This window comes from Microbacterium sp. EYE_78 (assembly GCF_023149035.1).
Taxonomy (GTDB): Bacteria; Actinomycetota; Actinomycetes; order Actinomycetales; family Microbacteriaceae; genus Microbacterium.
In genome coordinates this window covers 987,796-1,008,663 of the sequence record NZ_JAHXMY010000002.1, presented here as the reverse complement: position 1 = coordinate 1,008,663, position 20,868 = coordinate 987,796, and the positions used below count along the sequence as shown (strand labels likewise).

Annotated in this window: 22 protein-coding genes and 1 tRNA gene; 18 read left to right on the top strand and 5 right to left on the bottom strand. The window is 70.2% G+C overall.

Annotation, left to right across the window (positions count from 1 at the left end; translation table 11 throughout):
* The first annotated feature begins 20 nt into the window (after positions 1-20).
* Both pyk and KZX17_RS12025 read left to right on the top strand, forming a co-directional pair.
* Positions 21-1,469, top strand: a complete 1,449-nt coding sequence (pyk, locus tag KZX17_RS12030; RefSeq protein ID WP_248173829.1) for a pyruvate kinase — start codon at positions 21-23, stop codon at positions 1,467-1,469.
* Positions 1,470-1,617: 148 nt separating this feature from the next.
* Positions 1,618-1,884: a GlsB/YeaQ/YmgE family stress response membrane protein gene (locus KZX17_RS12025; RefSeq protein WP_248173826.1), complete on the top strand. Its 267-nt coding sequence runs from the start codon at positions 1,618-1,620 to the stop codon at positions 1,882-1,884.
* A 47-nt stretch (positions 1,885-1,931) separates the two neighbouring features.
* Here the strand turns inward: KZX17_RS12025 and KZX17_RS12020 are convergent.
* Positions 1,932-2,017, bottom strand: a tRNA-Leu gene (locus KZX17_RS12020).
* A gap of 58 nt (positions 2,018-2,075) precedes the next feature.
* Between KZX17_RS12020 and KZX17_RS12015 the strand changes: the two genes are divergently transcribed.
* Both KZX17_RS12015 and KZX17_RS12010 read left to right on the top strand, forming a co-directional pair.
* Positions 2,076-2,699 (top strand): ANTAR domain-containing response regulator, encoded by a 624-nt coding sequence (locus KZX17_RS12015; protein WP_248173824.1) that lies wholly within the window; start codon positions 2,076-2,078, stop codon positions 2,697-2,699.
* Positions 2,700-2,709: 10 nt separating this feature from the next.
* Positions 2,710-3,222 (top strand): GNAT family N-acetyltransferase, encoded by a 513-nt coding sequence (locus KZX17_RS12010; RefSeq protein WP_248173821.1) that lies wholly within the window; start codon positions 2,710-2,712, stop codon positions 3,220-3,222.
* A gap of 13 nt (positions 3,223-3,235) precedes the next feature.
* On the opposite strand, the gene KZX17_RS12005 is transcribed toward KZX17_RS12010, so the two are convergent.
* The gene (locus KZX17_RS12005; RefSeq protein WP_248173818.1) at positions 3,236-3,667 is read right to left on the bottom strand and encodes a PaaI family thioesterase; all 432 of its coding nucleotides are present in this window, start codon (positions 3,665-3,667) and stop codon (positions 3,236-3,238) included.
* 84 nt (positions 3,668-3,751) lie between these two features.
* On the opposite strand from KZX17_RS12005, the gene polA reads away from it, so the two are divergent.
* From polA to KZX17_RS11975, 6 genes are all read left to right on the top strand, one after another.
* Entirely contained in the window at positions 3,752-6,379 is a 2,628-nt protein-coding gene (polA, locus tag KZX17_RS12000) for a DNA polymerase I (protein ID WP_248173815.1), read from the top strand.
* A gap of 31 nt (positions 6,380-6,410) precedes the next feature.
* Positions 6,411-8,087, top strand: a complete 1,677-nt coding sequence (locus KZX17_RS11995) for a DUF885 domain-containing protein (protein ID WP_248173812.1) — start codon at positions 6,411-6,413, stop codon at positions 8,085-8,087.
* 76 nt (positions 8,088-8,163) lie between these two features.
* Positions 8,164-9,210 (top strand): LLM class flavin-dependent oxidoreductase, encoded by a 1,047-nt coding sequence (locus KZX17_RS11990; protein WP_248173809.1) that lies wholly within the window; start codon positions 8,164-8,166, stop codon positions 9,208-9,210.
* A gap of 40 nt (positions 9,211-9,250) precedes the next feature.
* A complete protein-coding gene (locus KZX17_RS11985) occupies positions 9,251-10,600 on the top strand; it encodes an MFS transporter (protein ID WP_248173806.1) in 1,350 nt (449 codons plus the stop codon).
* A gap of 32 nt (positions 10,601-10,632) precedes the next feature.
* Complete coding sequence (locus tag KZX17_RS11980; protein ID WP_248173803.1) at positions 10,633-11,394, top strand: SGNH/GDSL hydrolase family protein; 762 nt, start codon at positions 10,633-10,635, stop codon at positions 11,392-11,394.
* A gap of 90 nt (positions 11,395-11,484) precedes the next feature.
* The gene (locus KZX17_RS11975; RefSeq protein ID WP_248173801.1) at positions 11,485-11,742 is read left to right on the top strand and encodes a DUF6458 family protein; all 258 of its coding nucleotides are present in this window, start codon (positions 11,485-11,487) and stop codon (positions 11,740-11,742) included.
* Between the two features lie 59 nt (positions 11,743-11,801).
* Here KZX17_RS11975 and KZX17_RS11970 read toward each other — a convergent pair whose 3' ends face one another.
* Positions 11,802-13,115 carry an MFS transporter gene (locus KZX17_RS11970; protein WP_248174837.1) on the bottom strand — a complete coding sequence of 438 codons (1,314 nt, stop codon included), beginning with the start codon at positions 13,113-13,115 and terminating at the stop codon, positions 11,802-11,804.
* A 178-nt stretch (positions 13,116-13,293) separates the two neighbouring features.
* Here KZX17_RS11970 and KZX17_RS11965 point away from each other — a divergent pair, with 178 nt between their 5' ends.
* Genes KZX17_RS11965 through KZX17_RS11955 form a run of 3 tightly spaced genes read left to right on the top strand, consistent with a single transcriptional unit; the run spans position 13,294 to position 14,368 of the window.
* Positions 13,294-13,596, top strand: a complete 303-nt coding sequence (locus KZX17_RS11965) for a DUF427 domain-containing protein (protein WP_248173798.1) — start codon at positions 13,294-13,296, stop codon at positions 13,594-13,596.
* Complete coding sequence (locus KZX17_RS11960) at positions 13,593-13,937, top strand: TfoX/Sxy family protein (RefSeq protein ID WP_248173795.1); 345 nt, start codon at positions 13,593-13,595, stop codon at positions 13,935-13,937. Before KZX17_RS11965 ends, KZX17_RS11960 begins: the two co-directional genes overlap by 4 nt.
* Entirely contained in the window at positions 13,934-14,368 is a 435-nt protein-coding gene (locus KZX17_RS11955; protein ID WP_248173792.1) for a VOC family protein, read from the top strand. Before KZX17_RS11960 ends, KZX17_RS11955 begins: the two co-directional genes overlap by 4 nt.
* Before the next feature lie 13 nt (positions 14,369-14,381).
* Here the strand turns inward: KZX17_RS11955 and KZX17_RS11950 are convergent, their stop codons facing one another.
* A complete protein-coding gene (locus KZX17_RS11950) occupies positions 14,382-14,990 on the bottom strand; it encodes a TetR/AcrR family transcriptional regulator (RefSeq protein ID WP_248173790.1) in 609 nt (202 codons plus the stop codon).
* Between the two features lie 28 nt (positions 14,991-15,018).
* Complete coding sequence (locus KZX17_RS11945) at positions 15,019-15,414, bottom strand: PaaI family thioesterase (protein WP_248173787.1); 396 nt, start codon at positions 15,412-15,414, stop codon at positions 15,019-15,021.
* A 112-nt stretch (positions 15,415-15,526) separates the two neighbouring features.
* Between KZX17_RS11945 and KZX17_RS11940 the strand changes: the two genes are divergently transcribed.
* The 5 genes from KZX17_RS11940 to paaI are packed head-to-tail and all read left to right on the top strand — an operon-like array spanning position 15,527 to position 20,804.
* Complete coding sequence (locus KZX17_RS11940) at positions 15,527-16,717, top strand: acetyl-CoA C-acyltransferase (protein WP_248173784.1); 1,191 nt, start codon at positions 15,527-15,529, stop codon at positions 16,715-16,717.
* Positions 16,710-17,450 (top strand): enoyl-CoA hydratase/isomerase family protein, encoded by a 741-nt coding sequence (locus KZX17_RS11935; RefSeq protein ID WP_248173782.1) that lies wholly within the window; start codon positions 16,710-16,712, stop codon positions 17,448-17,450. The genes KZX17_RS11940 and KZX17_RS11935 overlap by 8 nt, the downstream gene beginning before the upstream one ends.
* A complete protein-coding gene (locus KZX17_RS11930; protein ID WP_308194605.1) occupies positions 17,447-18,316 on the top strand; it encodes a 3-hydroxyacyl-CoA dehydrogenase family protein in 870 nt (289 codons plus the stop codon). The genes KZX17_RS11935 and KZX17_RS11930 overlap by 4 nt, the downstream gene beginning before the upstream one ends.
* Positions 18,313-20,406 carry a phenylacetic acid degradation bifunctional protein PaaZ gene (gene paaZ / locus KZX17_RS11925; RefSeq protein WP_248173779.1) on the top strand — a complete coding sequence of 698 codons (2,094 nt, stop codon included), beginning with the start codon at positions 18,313-18,315 and terminating at the stop codon, positions 20,404-20,406. The genes KZX17_RS11930 and paaZ overlap by 4 nt, the downstream gene beginning before the upstream one ends.
* Entirely contained in the window at positions 20,403-20,804 is a 402-nt protein-coding gene (gene paaI / locus KZX17_RS11920) for a hydroxyphenylacetyl-CoA thioesterase PaaI (protein WP_248173776.1), read from the top strand. The genes paaZ and paaI overlap by 4 nt, the downstream gene beginning before the upstream one ends.
* The last annotated feature ends 64 nt before the right edge of the window (positions 20,805-20,868 follow it).

Here is a 20,868-nt window from a genome sequence, read left to right as displayed (position 1 = left end):
TACCCGACGGAGTCATTTCTGTGAGACGCGCGAAGATCGTCGCCACTCTGGGTCCCGCCACCGAAAGCTACGAGATGGTCCGTGCCATCATCGACGCCGGTGTCGACGTGACCCGATTCAACCTCAGCCACGGCGACTACGCCGATCACGATGCCCGCTTGGCGAACGTCCGGAAGGCGGCAGAGGATGCCGGCCGTGCCGTCGCCGTCCTCGTCGACCTGCAGGGCCCGAAGATCCGCCTCGGACGCTTCGCGGCCGGTCCGCACGAGCTCGCCGTCGGCGACGTGTTCAAGATCACGACCGACGACATCCCCGGCACCAAGGAGATCGTCTCGACGACCTTCAAGGGCCTGCCGAACGACGTGAAGCCCGGGGACTACCTGCTCATCGACGACGGCAAGGTGCGCGTGCAGGTCACCTCGGTCGACGGCCCGGTCGTGACCACCGAGGTCATCGTCGCCGGACCGGTGTCGAACAACAAGGGCATCAACCTGCCCGGTGTCGCAGTCAACGTGCCGGCCCTGTCGGAGAAGGACGAGGCCGACCTCCGTTGGGGTCTCCAGGCCGGCGCCGACATCATCGCGCTGTCGTTCGTGCGCAACGCCGCCGACGTCACCCGTGTGCACGAGATCATGGCGGAGGAGGGCCGCAAGGTCCCCGTCATCGCCAAGATCGAGAAGCCCCAGGCCGTGGACGCCCTCGAGGAGATCATCGACGCCTTCGACGGCATCATGGTCGCCCGAGGCGACCTCGGCGTCGAGCTGCCGCTCGAGGCGGTGCCGATCGTGCAGAAGCGCGCCGTCGAGCTCTGCCGTCGCATGGCCAAGCCCGTCATCGTCGCGACGCAGATGCTCGAGACGATGATCGAGAACCCGGTGCCGACCCGCGCCGAGACGAGCGACGTCGCCAACGCCGTCCTCGACGGCGCGGACGCGGTCATGCTCTCGGGCGAGACCAGCGTCGGCAAGCACCCGGTCGGCGTCGTCGAGACGATGGCCCGCATCATCGACGCGACCGAGACCCACGGCCTCGAGCGCATCCCCCCGCTGACGGCCAAGCCCCGTACGCAGGGCGGCATCATCACCCTCGCCGCCAACGAGGTCGCGGAGTTCGTCGAGGCGAAGTACATCTGCCTCTTCACCGAGTCGGGCGACACGGCGCGGCGCATGTCGCGCCTGCGCTCGGGCATCCCCATCATGGCGTTCACGATCGAACCGGCGATCCGTCGTCGCATGGCGGTGACCTGGGGCGTCCAGTCCACGCTCGTCGAGCACGTCGCGCACACCGACCTCATGTTCCTGCAGGTCGACGACTACTTCCTCTCCCGCGGCCTGCTGCAGGAAGGGGACAAGGTGGTCGTCATCTCCGGATCCCCTCCCGGGATCATCGGGGCGACCAACGACATCCGCATCCACAAGATCGGCGACGCGGTCAACGGCAAGGCGCCCATCTACAAGGCCGAGGGCTGACCCCGAGCCGTTCCGCGAGAGGCGGGCATCCCTTCGGGGTGCCCGCCTCTAGCACTGTCGGGGGAGCGGGGGAAGGCCTGCCGCCGGGGGCTCCGCGAGGCGTACCTTCACGCCACAGGTATCCGTTTCCCGGCCACAGGAGGTCATCATGGGGTTCATCGGTTTTCTGATTCTGGGGCTCATCGCCGGCGCGATCGCGAAGCTGATCCTTCCGGGCAAGCAGGGCGGCGGCTGGTTCATCACCCTGATCCTGGGCGTGGTGGGAGCGCTGTTGGGCGGCTGGCTCGGCAGCGTGCTCTTCAACCGCCCGCTCGAGGAGTTCTTCAGCATCCAGACATGGCTGCTCGCCATCGGCGGCTCGCTGATCGTGCTGCTGATCTACGGCCTCATCGTCGGCCGCCGTCGGACGACCTGACCGCGGACGGAGACGGGAACGGCGCCCCCTCGGGGGCGCCGCTCTGCTGGTGCCGGTGGTGGGAGTCGAACCCACACGCCCTTTCGGGCAACCGAGTTTGAGTCGGTCGCGTCTGCCATTCCGCCACACCGGCGCGCGCCTGATCGACCCTACCGCAGGAAGCATGCACGGCCTGGCCTAGGATGGACGACGTGACTGAGCAGGAACCCACCTCCGCCCCCCAGGCAGCTCCCGCTCCCCGACGCGTCGTCGTCGCGGAGGATGAGTCGCTGATCCGCCTCGACATCGTCGAGATCCTGCGCGACAGCGGCTTCGACGTGGTCGGCGAGGCGGGCGACGGTGAGACCGCCGTGCAGCTCGCGACGGAGCTGCGTCCGGACCTCGTCATCATGGACGTGAAGATGCCCGTCCTCGACGGCATCAGTGCGGCAGAGAAGCTGAGCAAGAACCACGTGGCGCCGGTCGTCCTCCTGACGGCCTTCAGCCAGAAGGAGCTCGTCGAGCGCGCGAGTGAAGCAGGCGCCCTCGCCTACGTCGTCAAGCCGTTCACGCCGAACGACCTGCTCCCGGCGATCGAGATCGCGCTCGCACGCTACGAGCAGATCATCACGCTCGAGGCCGAGGTCGCCGACATGGTCGAGCGCTTCGAGACCCGCAAGCTCGTCGACCGCGCCAAGGGCCTGCTCAACGAGAAGATGGGCCTGTCCGAGCCCGAGGCGTTCCGCTGGATCCAGAAGGCGTCGATGGATCGTCGCCTCACGATGCAGGACGTCGCCAAGGCGATCATCGAGCAGCTCGCGCCCAAGAAGTCCTGACACCCCGGTCGTGATCGACGAGCTCGATCTCCCGGTCCTCCTCGCATCGCGAGAGGGACCGGTCCGGCTGCGGGGCGCGATGCGGGACGACGTCGATGCGATCATCGCGCTGCTCTCGGATGACCCGGTCAGCGCCGGGCGCGGCGACGTGGCTGCGGCGGAGGACCGTGGCCTGTACCAGCGGGGCCTGGTGCGCATCCTGGCCTCGGAGAGCAACGACCTCCTGGTGGTGGAGAGCGATGACCTCGTCGTCGCGACGATGCAGCTGACCGTGATCCCCGGGATGGCGCGACGCGGCAGCACGCGGCTCCTGGTCGAAGCGGTCCGGGTCGCGCAGGCATGGCGATCACAGGGCGTCGGCTCCGCCATTATGCGCTGGGTGGCGGACGTCGCCGCGCCGTCGGTCGGCGCGACGGTCGTCCAACTGACCTCGGATGCCGCACGGACCGACGCGCACCGGTTCTACACGCGACTGGGGTTCGTCGACTCCCACGTCGGCTTCAAACTCGTCCTCCCGAGTTGAGAAGGCGCGAGCCTCAGGATGCCGGCTGGTCGCGCACCATGTTGGTGATCCGCACCGTCGAGCACCGCCTGCCCTGATCGTCGGTGACGACGATCTCGTGGACGGTCATGCTCCGGCCGAGGTGGATCGGCGTGCAGACGCCGGTGACCCACCCCTCCGTCGCCGATCGGGTGTGGGTCGCGTTGATGTCGATGCCGACCGCCAGTCGCCCCTCGCCCGCGTGCAGGTTGGCGTGCATCGATCCCAGCGACTCGCCGAGCACGACATACGCGCCGCCGTGCAGGAGCCCGACGGGCTGCGTGTTGCCGGCCACCGGCATCCGGGCCACCGCCCGTTCCGGGGTGAACTCGACGAACTCGATCCCCATCTTCTCGGCCAGGGCGCCCATGCCGCGGCCGGCGGCCCAGTCGAGGGCGTCGGCGGGGGAGGAGGCGGTCTCGGGCATGGCGCATCACCTTCGGTTCGGGTGGTGCCGACCCGGCACCGGTGCGGGGAAGTCGGTGTCGCATGCCCGAACTAGGCTGGTCGGGTGAGCGACTCCGGAAAGCCTACTCTGCTCGTCGTCGACGGCCACTCGTTGGCCTACCGGGCCTTCTTCGCCCTCCCGGTCGACAATTTCTCGACGAAGGACGGCCAGCACACCAACGGCATCTACGGGTTCCTGTCGATGTTCGTGAACCTCGTCAAGGCCGAGCAGCCGACCCACCTCGCGGTCGCCTTCGACACCTCGCGGCAGTCGTTCCGCACGCGTGTCTACGAGGAGTACAAGGCGAACCGCTCGGAGTCCCCGTCGGAGTTCAAGGGCCAGATCCCGCTCTTGCAGGAGTGCCTCGCAGCCATGGGCGTGCCCGTCCTCGCCAAGGAGGACATCGAGGCCGACGACATCCTCGCGACCCTGGCGACGCAGGGCGTGGAGCGCGGCTTCGACGTCCTCGTCTGCTCCGGCGACCGCGACACCATCCAGCTGGTGACCGATGAGGTCACCCTCCTGTACCCGAGCGTCCAGGGCGTCTCGCAGCTCAAGCGCTACACGCCCGAGGCGGTCGTGGAGAAGTACGGTCTGCCTCCGCAGAACTACCCGGACATCGCAGCGCTGGTCGGCGAGACGAGCGACAACCTGCCGGGTGTGCCGAAGGTCGGCGAGAAGACCGCGGTCAAGTGGCTCACGCAGTTCGGCACCCTGGACGAGCTGCTCTCCCGCGCCGGTGAGATCAAGGGGGTCGTCGGCGGCAACCTCCGAGACCACATCGAGGACGTCCGCCGCAATCGTCAGTTGAACACGCTGCTGCGCGACGTCGAGCTCCCGGTCGCACCCGACGACCTGGCTGTGCAGCCGCTCGACGCGCAGGCGGTGCGCGAGATCTTCGCGCGGCTGGAGTTCCGCACGCTCCTGCCCCGGGTCTTCGAAGCGATGGGTGCCGAGCCCGAGCCCGTGACCCCCGAGGTCGAGGCCCCCGTCGCGCACGAGACGGATGCCGCGACCCTTGCCGAGTGGCTCGCATCGCGCGAGGGTGATGTCGCCGTCACGCTCACCGTCGCAGGCGGTCTGCCGACACGCGTGGGCGTCGCCACGATCGAGGAGGCCCACGAGACGGCATGGGACGACAGCGCCCGGTCGGCCCTGACGCCATGGCTCGAGAGCGATGCGCCCAAGGTGCTGGCGGACGCCAAGTCTCAGGTGAAAGCGCTCCGTCGGGGCGGCGTCCGGCTGGGTGGCCTGGCGTTCGACGTCATGCTCGCGGGCTGGCTGCTGCGCCCGAGTCTGCCCGACAAGAACCTCGCCGATCTGGTCGACCGTCACCTCGACGAGAAGCTGCCCGAGGCGGATCCGTCGCAGCTGGTGCCCGAGACCGAGGGCGCGACCCCCGGACAGCTCGCCTGGTTCATCCTGCGGGTCGCCGCCGCGCAGCGTGATGAGCTCGCCGACTCGGTTGCTCGGGTGCTCACCGAGATCGAACTGCCCACCCTCGACGCCCTCGCCGACATGGAGCTCGCCGGCGTCTCGGTCTCGCGCGAGAAGCTGTCGGGCTTCTCCGGCGAGCTCGCCGAGCGAGCTGACGGCATCGCGCAGGAGGCCTACGCCATCATCGGGCGGGAGGTGAACCTCGGGTCGCCGAAGCAGCTGCAGGAGGTGCTGTTCGACCAGCTCGAGTTGCCCAAGACCCGCAAGACCAAGACCGGGTACTCGACGGATGCCGCAGTGCTCGCCGATCTGCAGGAGTCGAACCCGCATCCCTTCCTCGGTCTGCTGCTGCAGCATCGAGAGGCGACGAAGCTCCGTCAGATCATCGAGTCGCTGACGGTCGGGATCGCCGACGACGGCCGCATCCACACCACGTACGTGCAGACCGGCAGCCAGACCGGCCGACTCTCGAGCACCGATCCCAACCTGCAGAACATCCCCATCCGGAACGAGGAATCCCGCCGCATCCGCGCGGCCTTCGAGGTCGGCGCCGGGTACGAGACGCTCCTCACCGCCGACTACTCCCAGATCGAGATGCGCATCATGGCGCATCTGTCGGGCGACCCCGGCCTCATCGAGGCGTTCAACTCGGGCGAGGACCTCCACCGCTTCGTCGGTGCACGCGTCTTCGGCGTCGAGCCGGCGGAGGTGACCTCCGCCATGCGCACCAAGGTGAAGGCGATGTCGTACGGTCTCGTCTACGGGCTCAGCGCCTTCGGCCTGTCGAAGCAGCTGCGGATCGAGCAGTCTGAGGCCAAGCAGCTCATGCTCGAGTACTTCGCCCGCTTCGGCGCCGTGCGGGACTACCTGCGCTCATCGGTCGAGCAGGCGCGCATTGACGGCTACACCGAGACCATCTTCGGCCGTCGCCGCCCGTTCCCCGACCTGACGAGCCCGAACCGCGTCCTGCGGGAGAACGCCGAGCGCGCCGCGCTCAACGCGCCCATCCAGGGCAGTGCGGCCGACATCATGAAGATCGCGCTGTACGAGATCCACAGCGATCTCCGCGAGCGGGAGCTGGCGTCGCGGGTGCTGCTGCAGATCCACGACGAACTCGTCGTCGAGGTGGCGACGGGTGAGTGGGACGCGGTCGAGGAGATCGTCCGGCTCCGGATGGGCGACGCCGCCGACCTGTCCGTTCCGCTCGATGTCCAGATCGGCCGCGGCGGCGACTGGGACGAAGCCGCGCACTGACCCGGACGGCGGCCCGGTCTACGCTCGGACCATGACCGACGAACAACGCACTCCCACGCGCATCGACACGATCGCGGACGCCTGGGTGGACACTCTCGCCGAGCTTTCGCCGAGCCTCGCGACCTATATCGGCCGTTTCGAGCACAACGGGCGTCTCGACGACCTCTCGCCGGAAGGGACCGAACGGGCGGCGACAGCCGCTGCGACAACCCTCCGCGACCTCGAGGCCGCCGAGGCCGCCGACGAGGTCGACGAGGTCACGAAGATGGACCTCTCATCGGAGCTCTCCCTGCAGCTCGCGCTCCACGAGGCGGGGGCGCACCTTCGCGACGTGAACGTGATCGCCTCGCCCGCGCAGGACCTCCGCGCGGTCTTCGACCTGATGCCGACCGACACGGTCGAGGACTGGGCCGTCATCGCGGAGCGCCTGGGCGCGGTGCCCGCCGCCATCACCGGCTACATCGAGACGCTGCGCAGCGGCATCGCGCAGGGCGTCGTCCCTGCTCGCCGTCAGGTCACCGAGGTCGTCACCCAGATCGCCCGCTACACCGGCGACGCCGGCTTCTTCGCCACCTTCGCAGGCGGTGCGGCGTCGTCCGAGGGGGAGCTCCCGGCATCCCTCACCCGCGACCTCGCGGAAGGCTCCGGCGCCGCTCGGGTCGCCTACGACCAGCTGGCCGCGTTCCTGTCCGACGAGCTCGCGCCCGCGTCCGGCGACGTGGACGCCGTGGGCCGCGAGTTGTACGCGCTGCATTCCCGACGGTTCCTCGGCGCGACCATCGACCTGGACGAGACCTACGAGTGGGGTGTCGAGGAGCTCGCCCGCATGGTCGCCGAGCAGGAGTCGATCGCCGACGAGATCAAGGCGGGGGCCTCGGTCGAGGAGGCGGTCGCGTTCCTCGAGCAGGACGAGAGCCGCAAGCTCCGCAGCACGGACGCTCTGCAGCGGTGGATGCAGGAGACCAGCGACCGGGCGGTCGATGAGCTCGGGCGCACCCACTTCGACATCCCCGAGCCCATCCGCCGTCTGGAGTGCATGATCGCGCCCACGAACGAGGGTGGGATCTACTACACGGGTCCGACCGACGACTTCTCCCGACCCGGGCGCATGTGGTGGTCGGTGCCGGAGGGGGTCGACTCGTTCGACACGTGGCGCGAGCTGACGACGGTCTACCACGAGGGCGTTCCCGGTCATCACCTGCAGATCGCCCAGGCCGTCTACAACCGCACCGAGCTGAACTCGTGGCGACGCCTACTCGCGGGATCGAGCGGACACGCCGAGGGCTGGGCCCTCTATGCGGAGCGACTGATGGAGCAGCTCGGCTACCTCGACGACCCGGCGGACCGGCTGGGGATGCTCGACGGTCAGCGGATGCGGGCCGCCCGGGTCGTCCTGGACATCGGCGTGCACCTCGGCAAGCAGCGCCCGGACGGCGGCGGTGTCTGGGACGCCGACTATGCGCTGGAATTCATGCGCCGCAACGTGAACATGTCGGACGAGTTCATCCGGTTCGAGGTGAACCGGTACCTGGGCTGGCCAGGACAGGCACCGTCGTACAAGGTCGGCCAGCGGATCTGGGAGCAGATCCGCGACGACGCGCAGCAGCGCGAGGGAGCGGATTTCGACGTCAAGCGCTTCCACATGCGCGCGCTGCGTCTGGGCGGCGTCGGGCTCGACACGCTCCGGGCCGCCCTCGCGAAGGGCTGACGGGCCGCGGTCGGGGGGCGTCGGGAATACCCGGCGCCCTCCGTCGTTCTCCTTCCTCGCAGGTTCATGCATCTGAATGAAAGGGGCCGACGTGGCCGCAGTGGAACTGGGACTCGACACCTTCGGTGACATCACGCTGGATGCCGACGGTCAGCGCGTCTCGCACGCGCAGGCGATCCGCAACCTCGTCGACCAGGCAGCCCTCGCCGACGCCGTGGGCGTCGACTTCATCGGGGTCGGGGAGCATCACCGCCGCGAGTACGCCGTCTCGAGTCCCGAGATCGTGCTGGCCGCGATCGCCGCCCGGACCGAGCGCATCCGACTCGGCACGGCCGTCACCGTGCTCTCGAGCGACGACCCGGTCCGCGTCTACGAGCGCTTCGCGACGCTCGACGCCGTCTCGAACGGACGCGCGGAGGTCATCCTCGGCCGCGGCTCGTTCATCGAGTCCTTCCCGCTGTTCGGCTATGACCTGTCGGACTACGAGGCCCTCTTCGAGGAGAAGCTCGAGCTGTTCTCGATCCTCCGGGAGGAGAAGCCCGTCACGTGGCAGGGGACGATGCGCGCGTCGCTCTCGCAGGCCGATGTGTTCCCGAAGACTGAGAACGGGATCCGTGCGTGGGTCGGCGTCGGGGGATCGCCGGAGTCCGTCATCCGCACCGCCCGGTACGGCTACGGTCTGATGCTCGCCATCATCGGCGGCCCCGCGGCCCGGTTCCGCCCTTACGTCGACCTGTATCACCGCGCGGTCGACGAGCTCGGCACCCCGGCCCTGCCCATCGGCATCCACTCGCCGGGACACATCGCCGAGACCGACGAGCAAGCGTGGGAGGAGGCGTACCCGGGCTTCGAGGCGCAGAACAACACCATCGGCGCCGAACGCGGGTGGCCGCCGTACAGCCGGATGCGGTTCCAGCAGGAGGTGGGACCGGGAGGATCCATCTACGCGGGGTCGCCGGAGACGGTCGCGCGGAAGATCGCGGACACTGTGCAGACGCTCGGGGCCGGCCGGTTCGACCTGAAGTACGCCAACGGGACCTTGGGTCACGACAAGCTCATGCGATCGGTCGAGCTCTACGGCACGAGGGTGATCCCGCTCGTCCGGGAGATGCTGGGGAAGTGAGGCGACGCCGGGCATCCCGTCGCACTCGTACGATGCAGGGATGACCGAAACGACGACGGCGCCCCCCGGGGCGAGACTCGACCGTCTGCCCTTCACCTGCACGCACCTCCGGGTGCTCACGGGGTCGGGCACCGGCTGGGCGCTCGACGCGATGGACGTCGGGCTGATCTCCTTCGTCATCGCGGCCCTCGTCGCGGAATGGCAGCTGACCACGGCGGCGTCGTCGTGGATCGCCTCGGCGGGATTCGCCGGCATGGCCGTCGGGGCGACCCTCGGCGGGCTGCTGGCCGACCGCATCGGTCGGCGTTCCGTCTTCGCGCTCACGCTGCTCATCTACGGGCTCGCGACGGGGGCGAGCGCCCTGGCGGGCGGGCTCGCCGCGCTCATCGCCCTGCGGTTCGTGGTGGGGCTGGGCCTCGGCGCCGAACTGCCGGTGGCCAGCACCTACGTGAGCGAGTTCGCACCGGCCCGCATGCGGGGCCGGGTCATCGTCGTCCTCGAAGCCTTCTGGGCCGTCGGCTGGACCGCGTCGGCACTCATCGGGTACCTCGTCATCCCGAATGTCGAAGATGGGTGGCGGTGGGCGCTGGCGATCGGCGCGATCCCGGCGGTGTACGCCATCGTCGTGCGGTGGGGACTCCCTGAGTCGCCGCGATGGCTCGCCTCGAGAGGTCGCGCCGCCGAGGCGGAGCGGGTCGTCGCCGACATAGAGCGTTCCCCCGCGCTCTTCGGCACCCGGCGTGTGGAGGGTGCCGCGACGGCCCCTGCGTCCGCCGTCGCCGCGAGCACCGTCGGGGAGCGGCTGCGGGCGCTCTGGGCATCGCGGCTGCGGCGACGCACGGCATCCCTGTGGGTCGTCTGGTTCTGCGTCAACTTCGCCTACTACGGCGCCTTCATCTGGATCCCCACCCTGCTGTACACGCAGGGGTACGACCTGGTGCGGACCTTCGGGTTCACGCTCGTCATCACCCTGGCTCAGCTTCCGGGGTACGCCGTCGCCGCGTGGCTCATCGAGCGATGGGGTCGTCGGGCGACCCTGTCGGTGTTCCTGGCCGGGTCTGCGGTCGCCGCGCTGCTGTTCGGGCAGGCCACGACCGTGCCGATGATCCTCGCGACGGGCATGGCGCTTTCGTTCTTCAACCTCGGCGCCTGGGGTGCGCTCTACGCGGTCACGCCCGAGTCCTATCCGACCTCCCTTCGCGGGACGGGGGCGGGCTGGGCCGCGGGTGTCGGGCGGATCGCGTCAATCCTGGCGCCGCCGGCTGTTCCCCTGTTGCAGGGTGTCGGCGGTGTCCCGCTCGTGTTCGTCGTGCTGGGCGCGTTCTTCGTCGTCGCGGCGGCGGCGACCTGGGGGCTCGCGGATGCCCGGGGTCGGAGCCTCGAGGAGTGACCGGCGTGGACGGCCCCGTCTAGGCTTGCCGGGTGCAGGAGATCCGCTACGTCGCCATCGGGGATTCGTTCACGGAGGGCGTCGGCGATGAACTGCCCGATGGGACCGTGCGAGGGTGGGCCGACCTCGTCGCGCAGGGCTGGGCCGATTCGCGCGGCGCCGCGATCTCGTACGCGAACCTCGCCATCCGCGGCAAGCTGATCCAGCCGATCGTCGACGAGCAACTGGAGCGCGCACTGGCGTTGCGGCCGACCCACCTCTCGTTCAACGGCGGCGGCAACGACATGCTCCGCCCTCGGACGCCGATCTCGCGGACCGCCGACGCCTTCTCGCACGTGCTGCGCCGTTGCGACGAGGAGGGGGTGACGATGATCGTGCTGTCGGGGGCGAACCCGTCGGCGCAGCTGCCCCTGCCACGCCTCATCCAACGGCGCGGCGATGCACTGTCCCACGCCGTCGTCGACCGCATCGCCGACCGCGACGACCTCGTGGTGGCCCTCAACTGGCCCGACCGCGAGCTCTCGGACCCGTCGTTCTGGTCCGTGGACCGCCTGCACATGAACTCGCGTGGTCATCACCGGGTCGCGGCACGGGTGCTGGACGCACTCGGTCAACAGGTGCCCGCCGGGTGGTGGCGGCTGGAAGGTCTCGACGAGACCGTGCGCCTCGGCCGATCGCGATACCTCCGCGAGCATCTGGGGCCCTGGGTGAAACGGCGTCTGACCGGGACGTCGTCCGGCGACGGGCGATCGGCGAAGTTCGCCGACTGGTTGCGCGTCGAGCCGCGCGGCTAGGCACAGTCGTCCGGAGGGTGTCAAGACGGTGCCGGGCGCGGTCGGCATCCGCCATCATCGGGAGCACCATCCTGGAAAGGGAGTGCTCTCATGAGTATCGGAACCGGCATCGTGCTGTTCGTGATCGGGGCGATCCTGGTCTTCGCGGTGAACGTCGACGTGGAGGCCGTCAACCTCGACATGATCGGCTACATCCTGATGGGTGCGGGAGCGCTGGTGTTCATCATCGGTCTCGCACTGATGTTCAAGCGGCGTTCCAGCGAATCGACCGTCCGCACCGTCGACCCCGTCGCGGGGGAGCGGGTCACCCGCTCCGAGACCCGCACGTCGGGAGACGGCACCATCTGACCCCCGAACATCGACACGACGAAGGGCCCGGTCGCCGAGACCGAGCCCTTCGTCGTGTGTCAGCGTCGCGGCTGACGCGGCTGATCCCAGCCGAGGTGGATGCGGGTGCGCCTGCGTTCGACCGAGATGAAGATCGCGCCGAGCAGCCACAGCGGCAGTTGCGTGAGGAACGCCACCCGGAACGCGTCGAGCCGGTAGGTGTCGGGCGTCCCGGCACCCTGGAGGTCGAGCGCGAGGCCGATCGCGAAGACCGCGACGAGGGCCGCCAGGAACCCGCCCGCGTTCGTGACGCCGGTGGCGGTGCTGAGCCGGTGGGTGGGGTTGTGCGTGCGCGCGTGGTCGAAGGCGATCATCGAGGCGGGGCCGCCCATCGACAGCGCCACCATCAGGGCGATGAGCACCCACAGCGGCGCGGGACCAGGCCAGACGATGACCACCATCCAGGCGACGAACTGGACGCCCACTGCGGGAAGGACCAGCGCTCGGGAGCGCATGTGGGGGATGCGGCGGGAGAGATCGCCGAGGACGGGACCCAGCGCCATTCCGGCGAAGACGTAGAGCGACATCAGCGTGGTCGCCTCGGCGAGCGTGCGGCCCTCGCCGGCCGTGAGGAACGGGACGCCCCACAGCAGGATGAAGGCGGTGCCCGCGAACGGGGTGGTGAAGTGCGACCAGAACGCCAGTCGCGTCCCGGGGTGCGCCCACGCCGCCCGGATGCCGACCCCGGTGTCGATGCTCGAGGTCACCACGCGGATGGCGCCGGTGTCGGTGTTCACGCTGACGTCTCGCGTCGCCTCCGGCGGGCGGTTGCGCACGAGGGCGAACACCAGGACGGCGAACAGGACGCACAGCCCGGCGATGCCGCCGAAGGTGATCGTCCAGTCGGTCGCGTGCAGGACGGCGGCGATGGGGACGACGGCGACGAGCTGACCCGCTTGGCCGAGGATGCCGGTCAGCTGCACCATGAGCGGGCCACGCTGCGCGGGGAACCAGGTCGCGACCAACCGGAGCACCGCGGGGAAGACCGCGGCGTCGCCCGCGCCGAGCAGCATGCGTGCGACGATGGCCACGCCCACGCTGGGTGAGAGGGCCATCACCAGCTGCCCGGCGGCCATGAGCAGCATCCCGATCGTCATGATGGGGCGTGAGCCGAAGCGGTCGAGCAGCACGCCGACGGGGATCTGCATGCCGCCGTACACCGCGAGCTGGACGACCGCGAAGAGCGACAGGGTTGCAGCGTCCGCCTGGAACCGCTCCGCGGCGTCGACCCCGACAGTCGACAGCGACGTCCGGTTGGTGACCGCGAGGACGTACGCCGCGACGCCGGTGCCCCAGATGAGCCATGCGCGCCACCCCGGCCCGGAGCCGGCCACCCGCGAGACGTCGGCCGTCACGAGCGCGGCCCGCGGATCGGCTCGGGGAGGGGTGTGGGCACTCGACAACGCTACCCCTGCGATACCGCGTCCCCCCGCGAGGCTGTTCCCTGTCGGGGGCCGGGTCTACCCTGAGCGCAGGCGGCGCACCGTCGCCGTCTCGGCGAGAGGACAGCACATGAAGGCCACCATCGGCGACACCGTCATCGCGGAGGCATCCGACGACGAGATCATCCGCATCGAGGGGAACCCGTACTTCCCGCCGTCCTCGATCGCAGACGGTGTGCTCGTCGAGAGCCCCACGCCGTACACCTGTCCGTGGAAAGGCGTCTGCCAGTACTTCCACATCGAGGCGGGCGATGACTCGCTGAAGGATGGGGCGTGGTCGTACCCCGACCCGTACCCGACGGCGTTCGACCGGGTCGGCAAGGACTTCTCCGGCTACGTCGCCTTCTCACCGGGCGTGACGGTCTCGTCGTGAGCGAGGCGCGGGCTGCCACCCTCGAGGCGATCCGCGGGCTCGTGGCGGACCTGCATCCGGTGGAGAAGTCGATGTTCGGCTGCATCGCCCTCATGGTCGACGACGAGATGCTTCTGGCGGTCAATAGGGACGGCAGCCTGCTCGTGCGTGTCGACCGTCACGAGGATGCCGTCCTGCGACAGGAGTCCGACCGCGAGCGTGCCGTGATGGGCCCCCGTCGACGCGACATGGGTGAGGGATGGCTCCGAGCCGATGTCTCGCAGGATGAGACCGGGGAACGGCCGGCGTTCTGGGTGGCCGCGGCACGCCGCCGGCGCGAGCCTGCACGGAGCGGAGCATGAGCGGTCTGTACGCGCAGGTGCCCTACCGGGATGCCCCCGCGATGCTCGAGTGGCTGCGGCGCGCGTTCGGCGTGACGGTGGTGACGCAATGGCCCGACGAGGACGGCGGCGTCATGCACGCGGAGGTGCGGCTGGGAGACGCGGTGTTCACCGTGTTCAGCGATCGGGCGGGCTACTCCCGGCCGGAACCGCGCGGCGAGTCGGTAGGACTGGGCCTCGTCATCGTGCGCGACGATGCCGCGGAGGTGGATGCCGCATTCCGCACGGCCGTCGCCGCCGGCGCGGAGGTCGTCATCGAGCCGACGGACACGGAGTGGGGCAACTATCGGTTCCGGGTGCGCGACCCCGAGGGGTACGAGTGGACCTTCGGCACGTACATGCCCGGCGAGCCGCAGGAGTGGTCCGAGGAGGAGTACGCGTCGCCGACCTGATCCGGCGTCGCGCTCACACGGATGCCGGTGGCAGCAGGCCGTCGATGGCGAGGGTCACGACGTCGTGGCCGAGGCGGGAGCCGTCGATGGGGCCATCCGGCCGGTACCACTCGACGAGCGAGTTGATCATGCCGAAGATGAGACGTGCTGCGACGGCGGCATCCACGTCGTCGCGGATGTCGCCGTCCCGCTGGGCCTCGGCGACGAGCGCTGTCACGCGCTGGTCGAAGGTGCGCCGGCGCGACAGGGCGCGCTGCTCGACCTCCCCGTTGCCGCGGACGCGCAGCAGCAGGGTGACGTAGGGCAGGTTCGCGACGAGCGCGTCCGTCGCGCCGCGGAAGACGTCGCGCAGCTCTTCGAGGGCGGTGCGCTCCCCGCGGGGTCGGTCGAGGGTCGCCTCGAGGCTGTCCAGCGCGCGACCGAGAGCGATGTCGAGCACGGCTTCCTTCGACGGGAAGTGGTGGTACAGCGCGGACTTCGTCACTCCCAGCCGCCCGGCGACGTCCGCCACCGACGTCGCGTCGTAGCCGCGCTCGTTGAAGAGTGCGACGGCAGCGTCGAGCACGCCTTCCCGATCGTGACCGGGGCGACCTCGTCGCGCGGTGGCGGGTGCGGTGTCCATCCGGTCAGTCTGTCATCGTCGACGTGGGTCAGGCATCGACGATGAGATTCGTGATCCGAGCGGTGGCGACCAGGCCGCCGGCCCCGTCCGCCACGCGGATATCGTAGGTCGCCGTCCGCCGACCGCGGTGGAGCGCCGTCGCCGTCGCGGTCACGGTGTCGCCGCGGGGGCCCCGATGGTGGGTGATGTTGAGGTCCACCCCGACGCAGACCTTGCCCATCGTGCTGGCATGGATCATCGCCGCCCAGGAGCCCGTGGCCTCGGCGAGCGCCGCGGTGGCGCCGCCGTGCAGGCGCCCGAGGGACTGCGTGTTGCCGGCGACCGGCATCCGCGTCACCACCTGGTCGGCGGACTGCGACAGCAGCTCGATGCCGAGCTTGTCGTCCAGCGCGCCGGGGGAGATGGACCACAGTTCGTTCGTCACGTCTCATCCTCTGCTCGAGTTGTCCTCCACGTCCACGTCTGACACTATTACTGAACGAACGGTCTGCAAATAGTCCGCAGTCCCGGAGCACTGGCGCTCATGGAGGATGACGATGTCCGAGGCATACCTGGTGGGTGGTGTCCGCACCCCGGTGGGCCGCTACGGGGGAGCTCTCGCCGACGTGCGTCCCGACGATCTCGCCGCACTCGTCGTCCGCGAAGCGATAGCCCGATCGGGCCTCCCCGACGGGGCGCTCGACGAGGTGTACCTCGGCGCCGCGAACCAGGCGGGGGAGGACAATCGCAACGTCGCCCGGATGGCCGTGCTGCTGGCGGGTCTGCCCGACACGGTCCCGGGTTTGACCGTCAACCGACTCTGCGCGTCGGGGATGTCCGCCATCGCGCTGGCGTCGCAGGCGATCCGAGCGGGGGATGCCGACGCGATCGTCGCGGGCGGGGTGGAATCCATGACGCGAGCCCCCTGGGTGCAGGCGAAGCCGCCCCGGGCCTGGTCGAAGCCGGGGGAGTCGTTCGACACCTCGATCGGCTGGCGGTTCACGAACCCGCGACTCGCCGGGCGGGCGAAGGTGACGTTCACGATGCCGGAGACCGCCGAGGAGGTCGCCCGGGTCGACGGCATCTCTCGTGAGGACGCCGACGCCTTCGCCCTCCGCAGCCACCGGCGCGCAGTCGACGCGATCGATGCCGGTCGGTTCGCGGCCGAGATCGTGGCGGTCCCGACGCGGCGCGGTCGGGTCGACGCCGACGAGGGGCCTCGGCGCGATACGTCGGCGGAGGTGCTGGCGGGGCTCCGGCCGGTCGTCGCGGGAGGTTCGGTCGTGACGGCGGGCAACTCGAGTTCGCTGAACGACGGGGCATCCGCCGTCGTCGTCGCCAGCGCTGCGGCGGTTGATCGGCACGGTCTGCGGCCCCGTGCGCGGATCGTCGCCTCCGCGACGGCCGCCCTCGCCCCCGAGATCATGGGACTCGGTCCCGTGCCGGCGACGGAGCGGGCGCTCGCAAGGGCCGGTCTGACCACCGACGACCTCGACGCCGTCGAGCTGAACGAAGCCTTCGCCTCGCAGTCCCTGGCCTGCGTCCGCCGCCTGGGATTCGACCCCGAGATCGTCAACGCCGACGGGGGCGCGATCGCGCTCGGGCATCCGCTCGGTTCCAGCGGCTCGCGTCTGCTGGTCACCCTGCTCGGCCGCCTCGAACGTGGCGGTGGGCGATACGGCCTCGCGACGATGTGCGTCGGCGTCGGCCAGGGGACCGCGATGATCGTGGAGCGGATCGATGGCTGACGCGCTCACGGTCGAGCGTGCGTCCGATCGCACGGTCGTCACCCTGTCCCGTCCGGAGAAGAAGAACGCGATCGATCAGCAGATGATCGACGCGCTCCACGCCGTCTGCGACGAGCTCGAGGCGCATCCGCGGGTCCTCATCCTGCACGGTGCGGGCGGCGTCTTCGCCGCGGGTGCCGACATCGCGCAGCTGCGGGAGCGCCGCGCAGAGGATGCCCGCCGCGGCATCAACACCCACGCGTTCCGGCGCGTGCGCGCGCTGCCGATGCCGGTGATCGCCGCGATCGACGGGTGGGCCCTCGGGGGCGGCGCCGAGCTCGCGTACGCGGCCGACATCCGCATCGGCACGCCGTCCGCGCGCATCGGGAACCCGGAGACCGGGCTCGGAATCATCGCCGCCGCCGGTGCGACGTGGCGTCTTCCCGAAATCGTCGGCCATGCGCGCGCGAGCGAGATGCTCCTCACCGGGCGCATCCTCCGCGCGGAGGAAGCGCTCGCCTGGGGACTCCTCTCGTCGCTGCACGAGTCCGGCGAGGTCCTCGCGGCCGCGCACGCGATCGCCGATCGCATCGCGGCGAACGACGCCCTCGCCACGCGACACACCAAGACGGCGCTGCTCGCGGTGGCCGACCAGCATCCCGCGATCGAACTCGACCTGCAGGCCGAGCTCTTCGAGCGTCCCGAGAAGGAGCAGCGCATGACCCGATTCCTCGCGCGGAAGGCGGACCGGTGACCGCCGCGTCGGCCGGAGCGCCGGGCGTGGTGGGCGTCATCGGCGGCGGCAGGATGGGGGCCGGCATCGCGCACGCGTTCGTCCTCGCCGGCTCCCGCGTCGTGGTCGTCGAGCGCGACGCGGACGCGGCGGATGCAGCGGATGCCCGCATCCAGCGCAGCCTCGCGATCTCCGTCGACCGCGGCGCCACGACGGCGTCGCTCGACGACCTGCGGGCATTCGTCGAGGCGGTCGTCGATCCGACCGCACTGGCCGATGCCGACCTCGTGATCGAAGCGGTGCCCGAGGACCGGCAGCTGAAGGTCGAGGCGCTCCGGCGCGCGGCATCCGCCGTCCGCACCGATGCCGCCCTCGCCACCAACACCTCCTCGATCTCCATCGACGACCTCGCCGGTGCGTTGGAGCGGCCCGCCGACTTCATCGGCCTGCACTTCTTCAACCCCGTTCCCGCGTCGGGTCTCGTCGAGGTCGTGGTCGGCGCGCGGACCGCCGACACCCTCCGCGAGGCCGCGGTCGGCTGGGTGCAGGCGCTCGGGAAGACGCCGGTCGTCGTCCGCGATGCCCCGGGCTTCGCGTCGAGCCGGCTGGGTGTCGCCCTGGCCCTCGAAGCCATCCGGATGGTCGAGGAGGGCGTGGCGGATGTCGCGGCCATCGACGCCGCGATGGAGCTCGGCTACCGGCATCCCACCGGTCCGCTGCGCACCACCGACATCGTCGGGCTCGACGTCCGCCTCGGGATCGCGGAGGAGCTCGCCGCGAAGCTCGGCCCGCGGTTCGAGCCCCCGCGCCTGCTGCGCGAGATGGTCGAGGACGGTCGCCTCGGGCGCAAGAGCGGCATCGGATTCTACGAATGGAGTGACTCGTGAGCAGCATCCTTCCCAGCTACGTGCGCGACGGCTGGTGGACGCCGCCGGCATTGGGCGACGTGACCGAGGTGCAGGATGCGTCGACCGGCGCCGTCGTCGCGCGCGTCAGCACGGCGGGCATCGACGTGCCGGGCGTCCTCGATCACGGGCGGACGGTCGGGCAGCGCTCACTCGGAGCGCTCACCTTCCACGAACGAGCGATGCTCCTCAAGCAGTTCGCGCTCGCGCTGTCGGGCCGCAAGGAGGAGCTGTACGCCCTCTCGATGCACAGCGGCTCGACGAGGCGGGATTCCTTGAGCGATGTCGACGGGGGCATCGGTGTGCTGTTCACCTACTCGTCGAAAGGGCGCCGCGAACTGCCGAACGCGCGGGTCGTCGTCGACGGCCCGGTCGAGCCGCTCTCGAAGGACGGCTCCTTCCTCGGCGAGCACGTGTTCACCCGCCTCCCCGGCGTCGCCGTGCAGATCAACGCGTTCAACTTCCCGATGTGGGGCGCGCTCGAGAAGTTCGCCCCGGCGTTCCTCGCGGGCGTCCCGACCATCGTCAAGCCCGCGACGCCCACGGTCTACGTCGCCGAGGCGTGGGTCCGCATCCTCGTCGAGACGGGCCTGCTGCCGGACGGATCATTGCAGCTGGTCAGCGGCCGGTTCGGCGACGTGCTCGACCACCTGCGCCTGGGCGACCTCGTGGGTTTCACGGGCAGCGCATCGACGGCGGCCCGGCTTCGAGACCATCCGCGCATCGAGTCCGGCGAGGTGCGGTTCACGAGTGAGACGGACTCCATCAACGCGTCCGTCCTCGGCCCGGATGCGCGTCCGGGCACGCCGGAGTTCGACGCCTTCGTCAGCCAGCTGATGGTCGAGCTCACGACCAAAGCCGGGCAGAAGTGCACGGCGATCCGCCGCGCCATCGTCCCCGCCGGCGTCGCGGGCGACGTCGCCGACGCACTCCGCACCAAGATCGAATCGCGCGTCGTCATCGGCGATCCGCGGGCCGACGGCGTCACCATGGGGCCGCTCGTCTCGCTCGCACAGCGGGACGACGTCCTGCGACAGGTCGCGAAGCTGCAGGATGCCGGTGGACACCTTCTCGTGGGCTCGACCGACGCACCGCAGACCGTCCGCGCCGACGGCACGGTGGGCGTGACCGACGACGGCGCGTTCCTCGCTCCCATGCTCCTCGCCTTCGCCGACCCGACGGCGCCCGCCGCCCACGAGGTCGAGGCGTTCGGCCCGGTCGCGAGCATCCTCGAGTACGACTCGATCGCGGATGCCGCCGACCTCGTCGCGCGCGGTGGCGGCTCGCTCGTCACGAGCGTCGTGACGCACGACCAGGACGTCGCCGTCGAGCTCCTCACCCGCATCGGCGCCTTCAACGGTCGGGTGCTCTTCCTGAGCCGTGAGAACGCGCGCACCTCGACCGGGCACGGCGCCCCCGTGCCGCACCTCGTGCACGGGGGACCCGGTCGCGCCGGCGGGGGAGAGGAGCTCGGCGGCATCCGGGCGGTCCTGCACCACATGCAGCGCACCGCGATCCAGGGCTCGCCCGACATGCTGACCGCCATCACGGGCGTGTGGCATGCCGGCGCCGCGCACCGCGTCGACGGGACGCATCCGTTCCGGAAGTCGTTGGCAGACCTGCGGATCGGCGACGGCATCGAGTCCGTCGCCCGCACGGTGAGCCTCGCCGACATCGAGACGTTCGCGGAGTTCACCGGTGACACGTTCTACGCGCACATGGACGAGGAGTCGGCCGCGGCGAACCCCTTCTTCCCCGGGCGGGTGGCCCACGGCTACCTGCTGGTCTCGTGGGCGGCCGGGCTCTTCGTCGACCCGGATCCCGGGCCGGTGCTGGCCAACTACGGACTGGAGAACCTCCGGTTCATCACACCGGTGTCACCGGGCGACGAGATCCGGGTCGCGCTGACGGCGAAGCAGATCACACCGCGCGAGACCGACGAGTACGGCGAGGTCCGTTGGGATGCCGTCATCCGCAACCAGCAGGACGAGATCGTCGCCACCTACGACGTCCTCACGCTGGTCGCCAAGACCGACGCCGAGCCCCGACCCGAGGTGGTGAGCGCCCGATGAGCGGGACCGAGCTCCGCGAGATGATGCAGCACGACCTCGCGTCCGCCTCGCTCGGGATGATCGTCGAACGCGATGAGCCCGGTGAATCCGTCGTGTCGATGACCGTCCGCGAGGACATGACGAACGGGTTCCGGATCACGCACGGGGGATTCGTGTTCACCCTCGCCGACACCGCGTTCGCCCTCGCATGCAACGAGGACGATGCCGTCACCGTCGCTGCCGGCGCAGACATCGTCTTCGTGAAGTCGACGCGCGCCGGTGCCGTCCTCACCGCGCACGCGAGGCGACGCTCCCGTTCGGGTCGGGCCGGCGTCTACGACGTCACCGTGACCGACGCGACCGGCGACACGGTCGCCGAGTTCCGCGGCCGATCCCTCACCACCCGCCGTCCGACCTGAACCCGCCGTCCGACCTGAACCCGCCGTCCGAACCGCGCCGGCCCGTCGGACTGGACCCGAACGA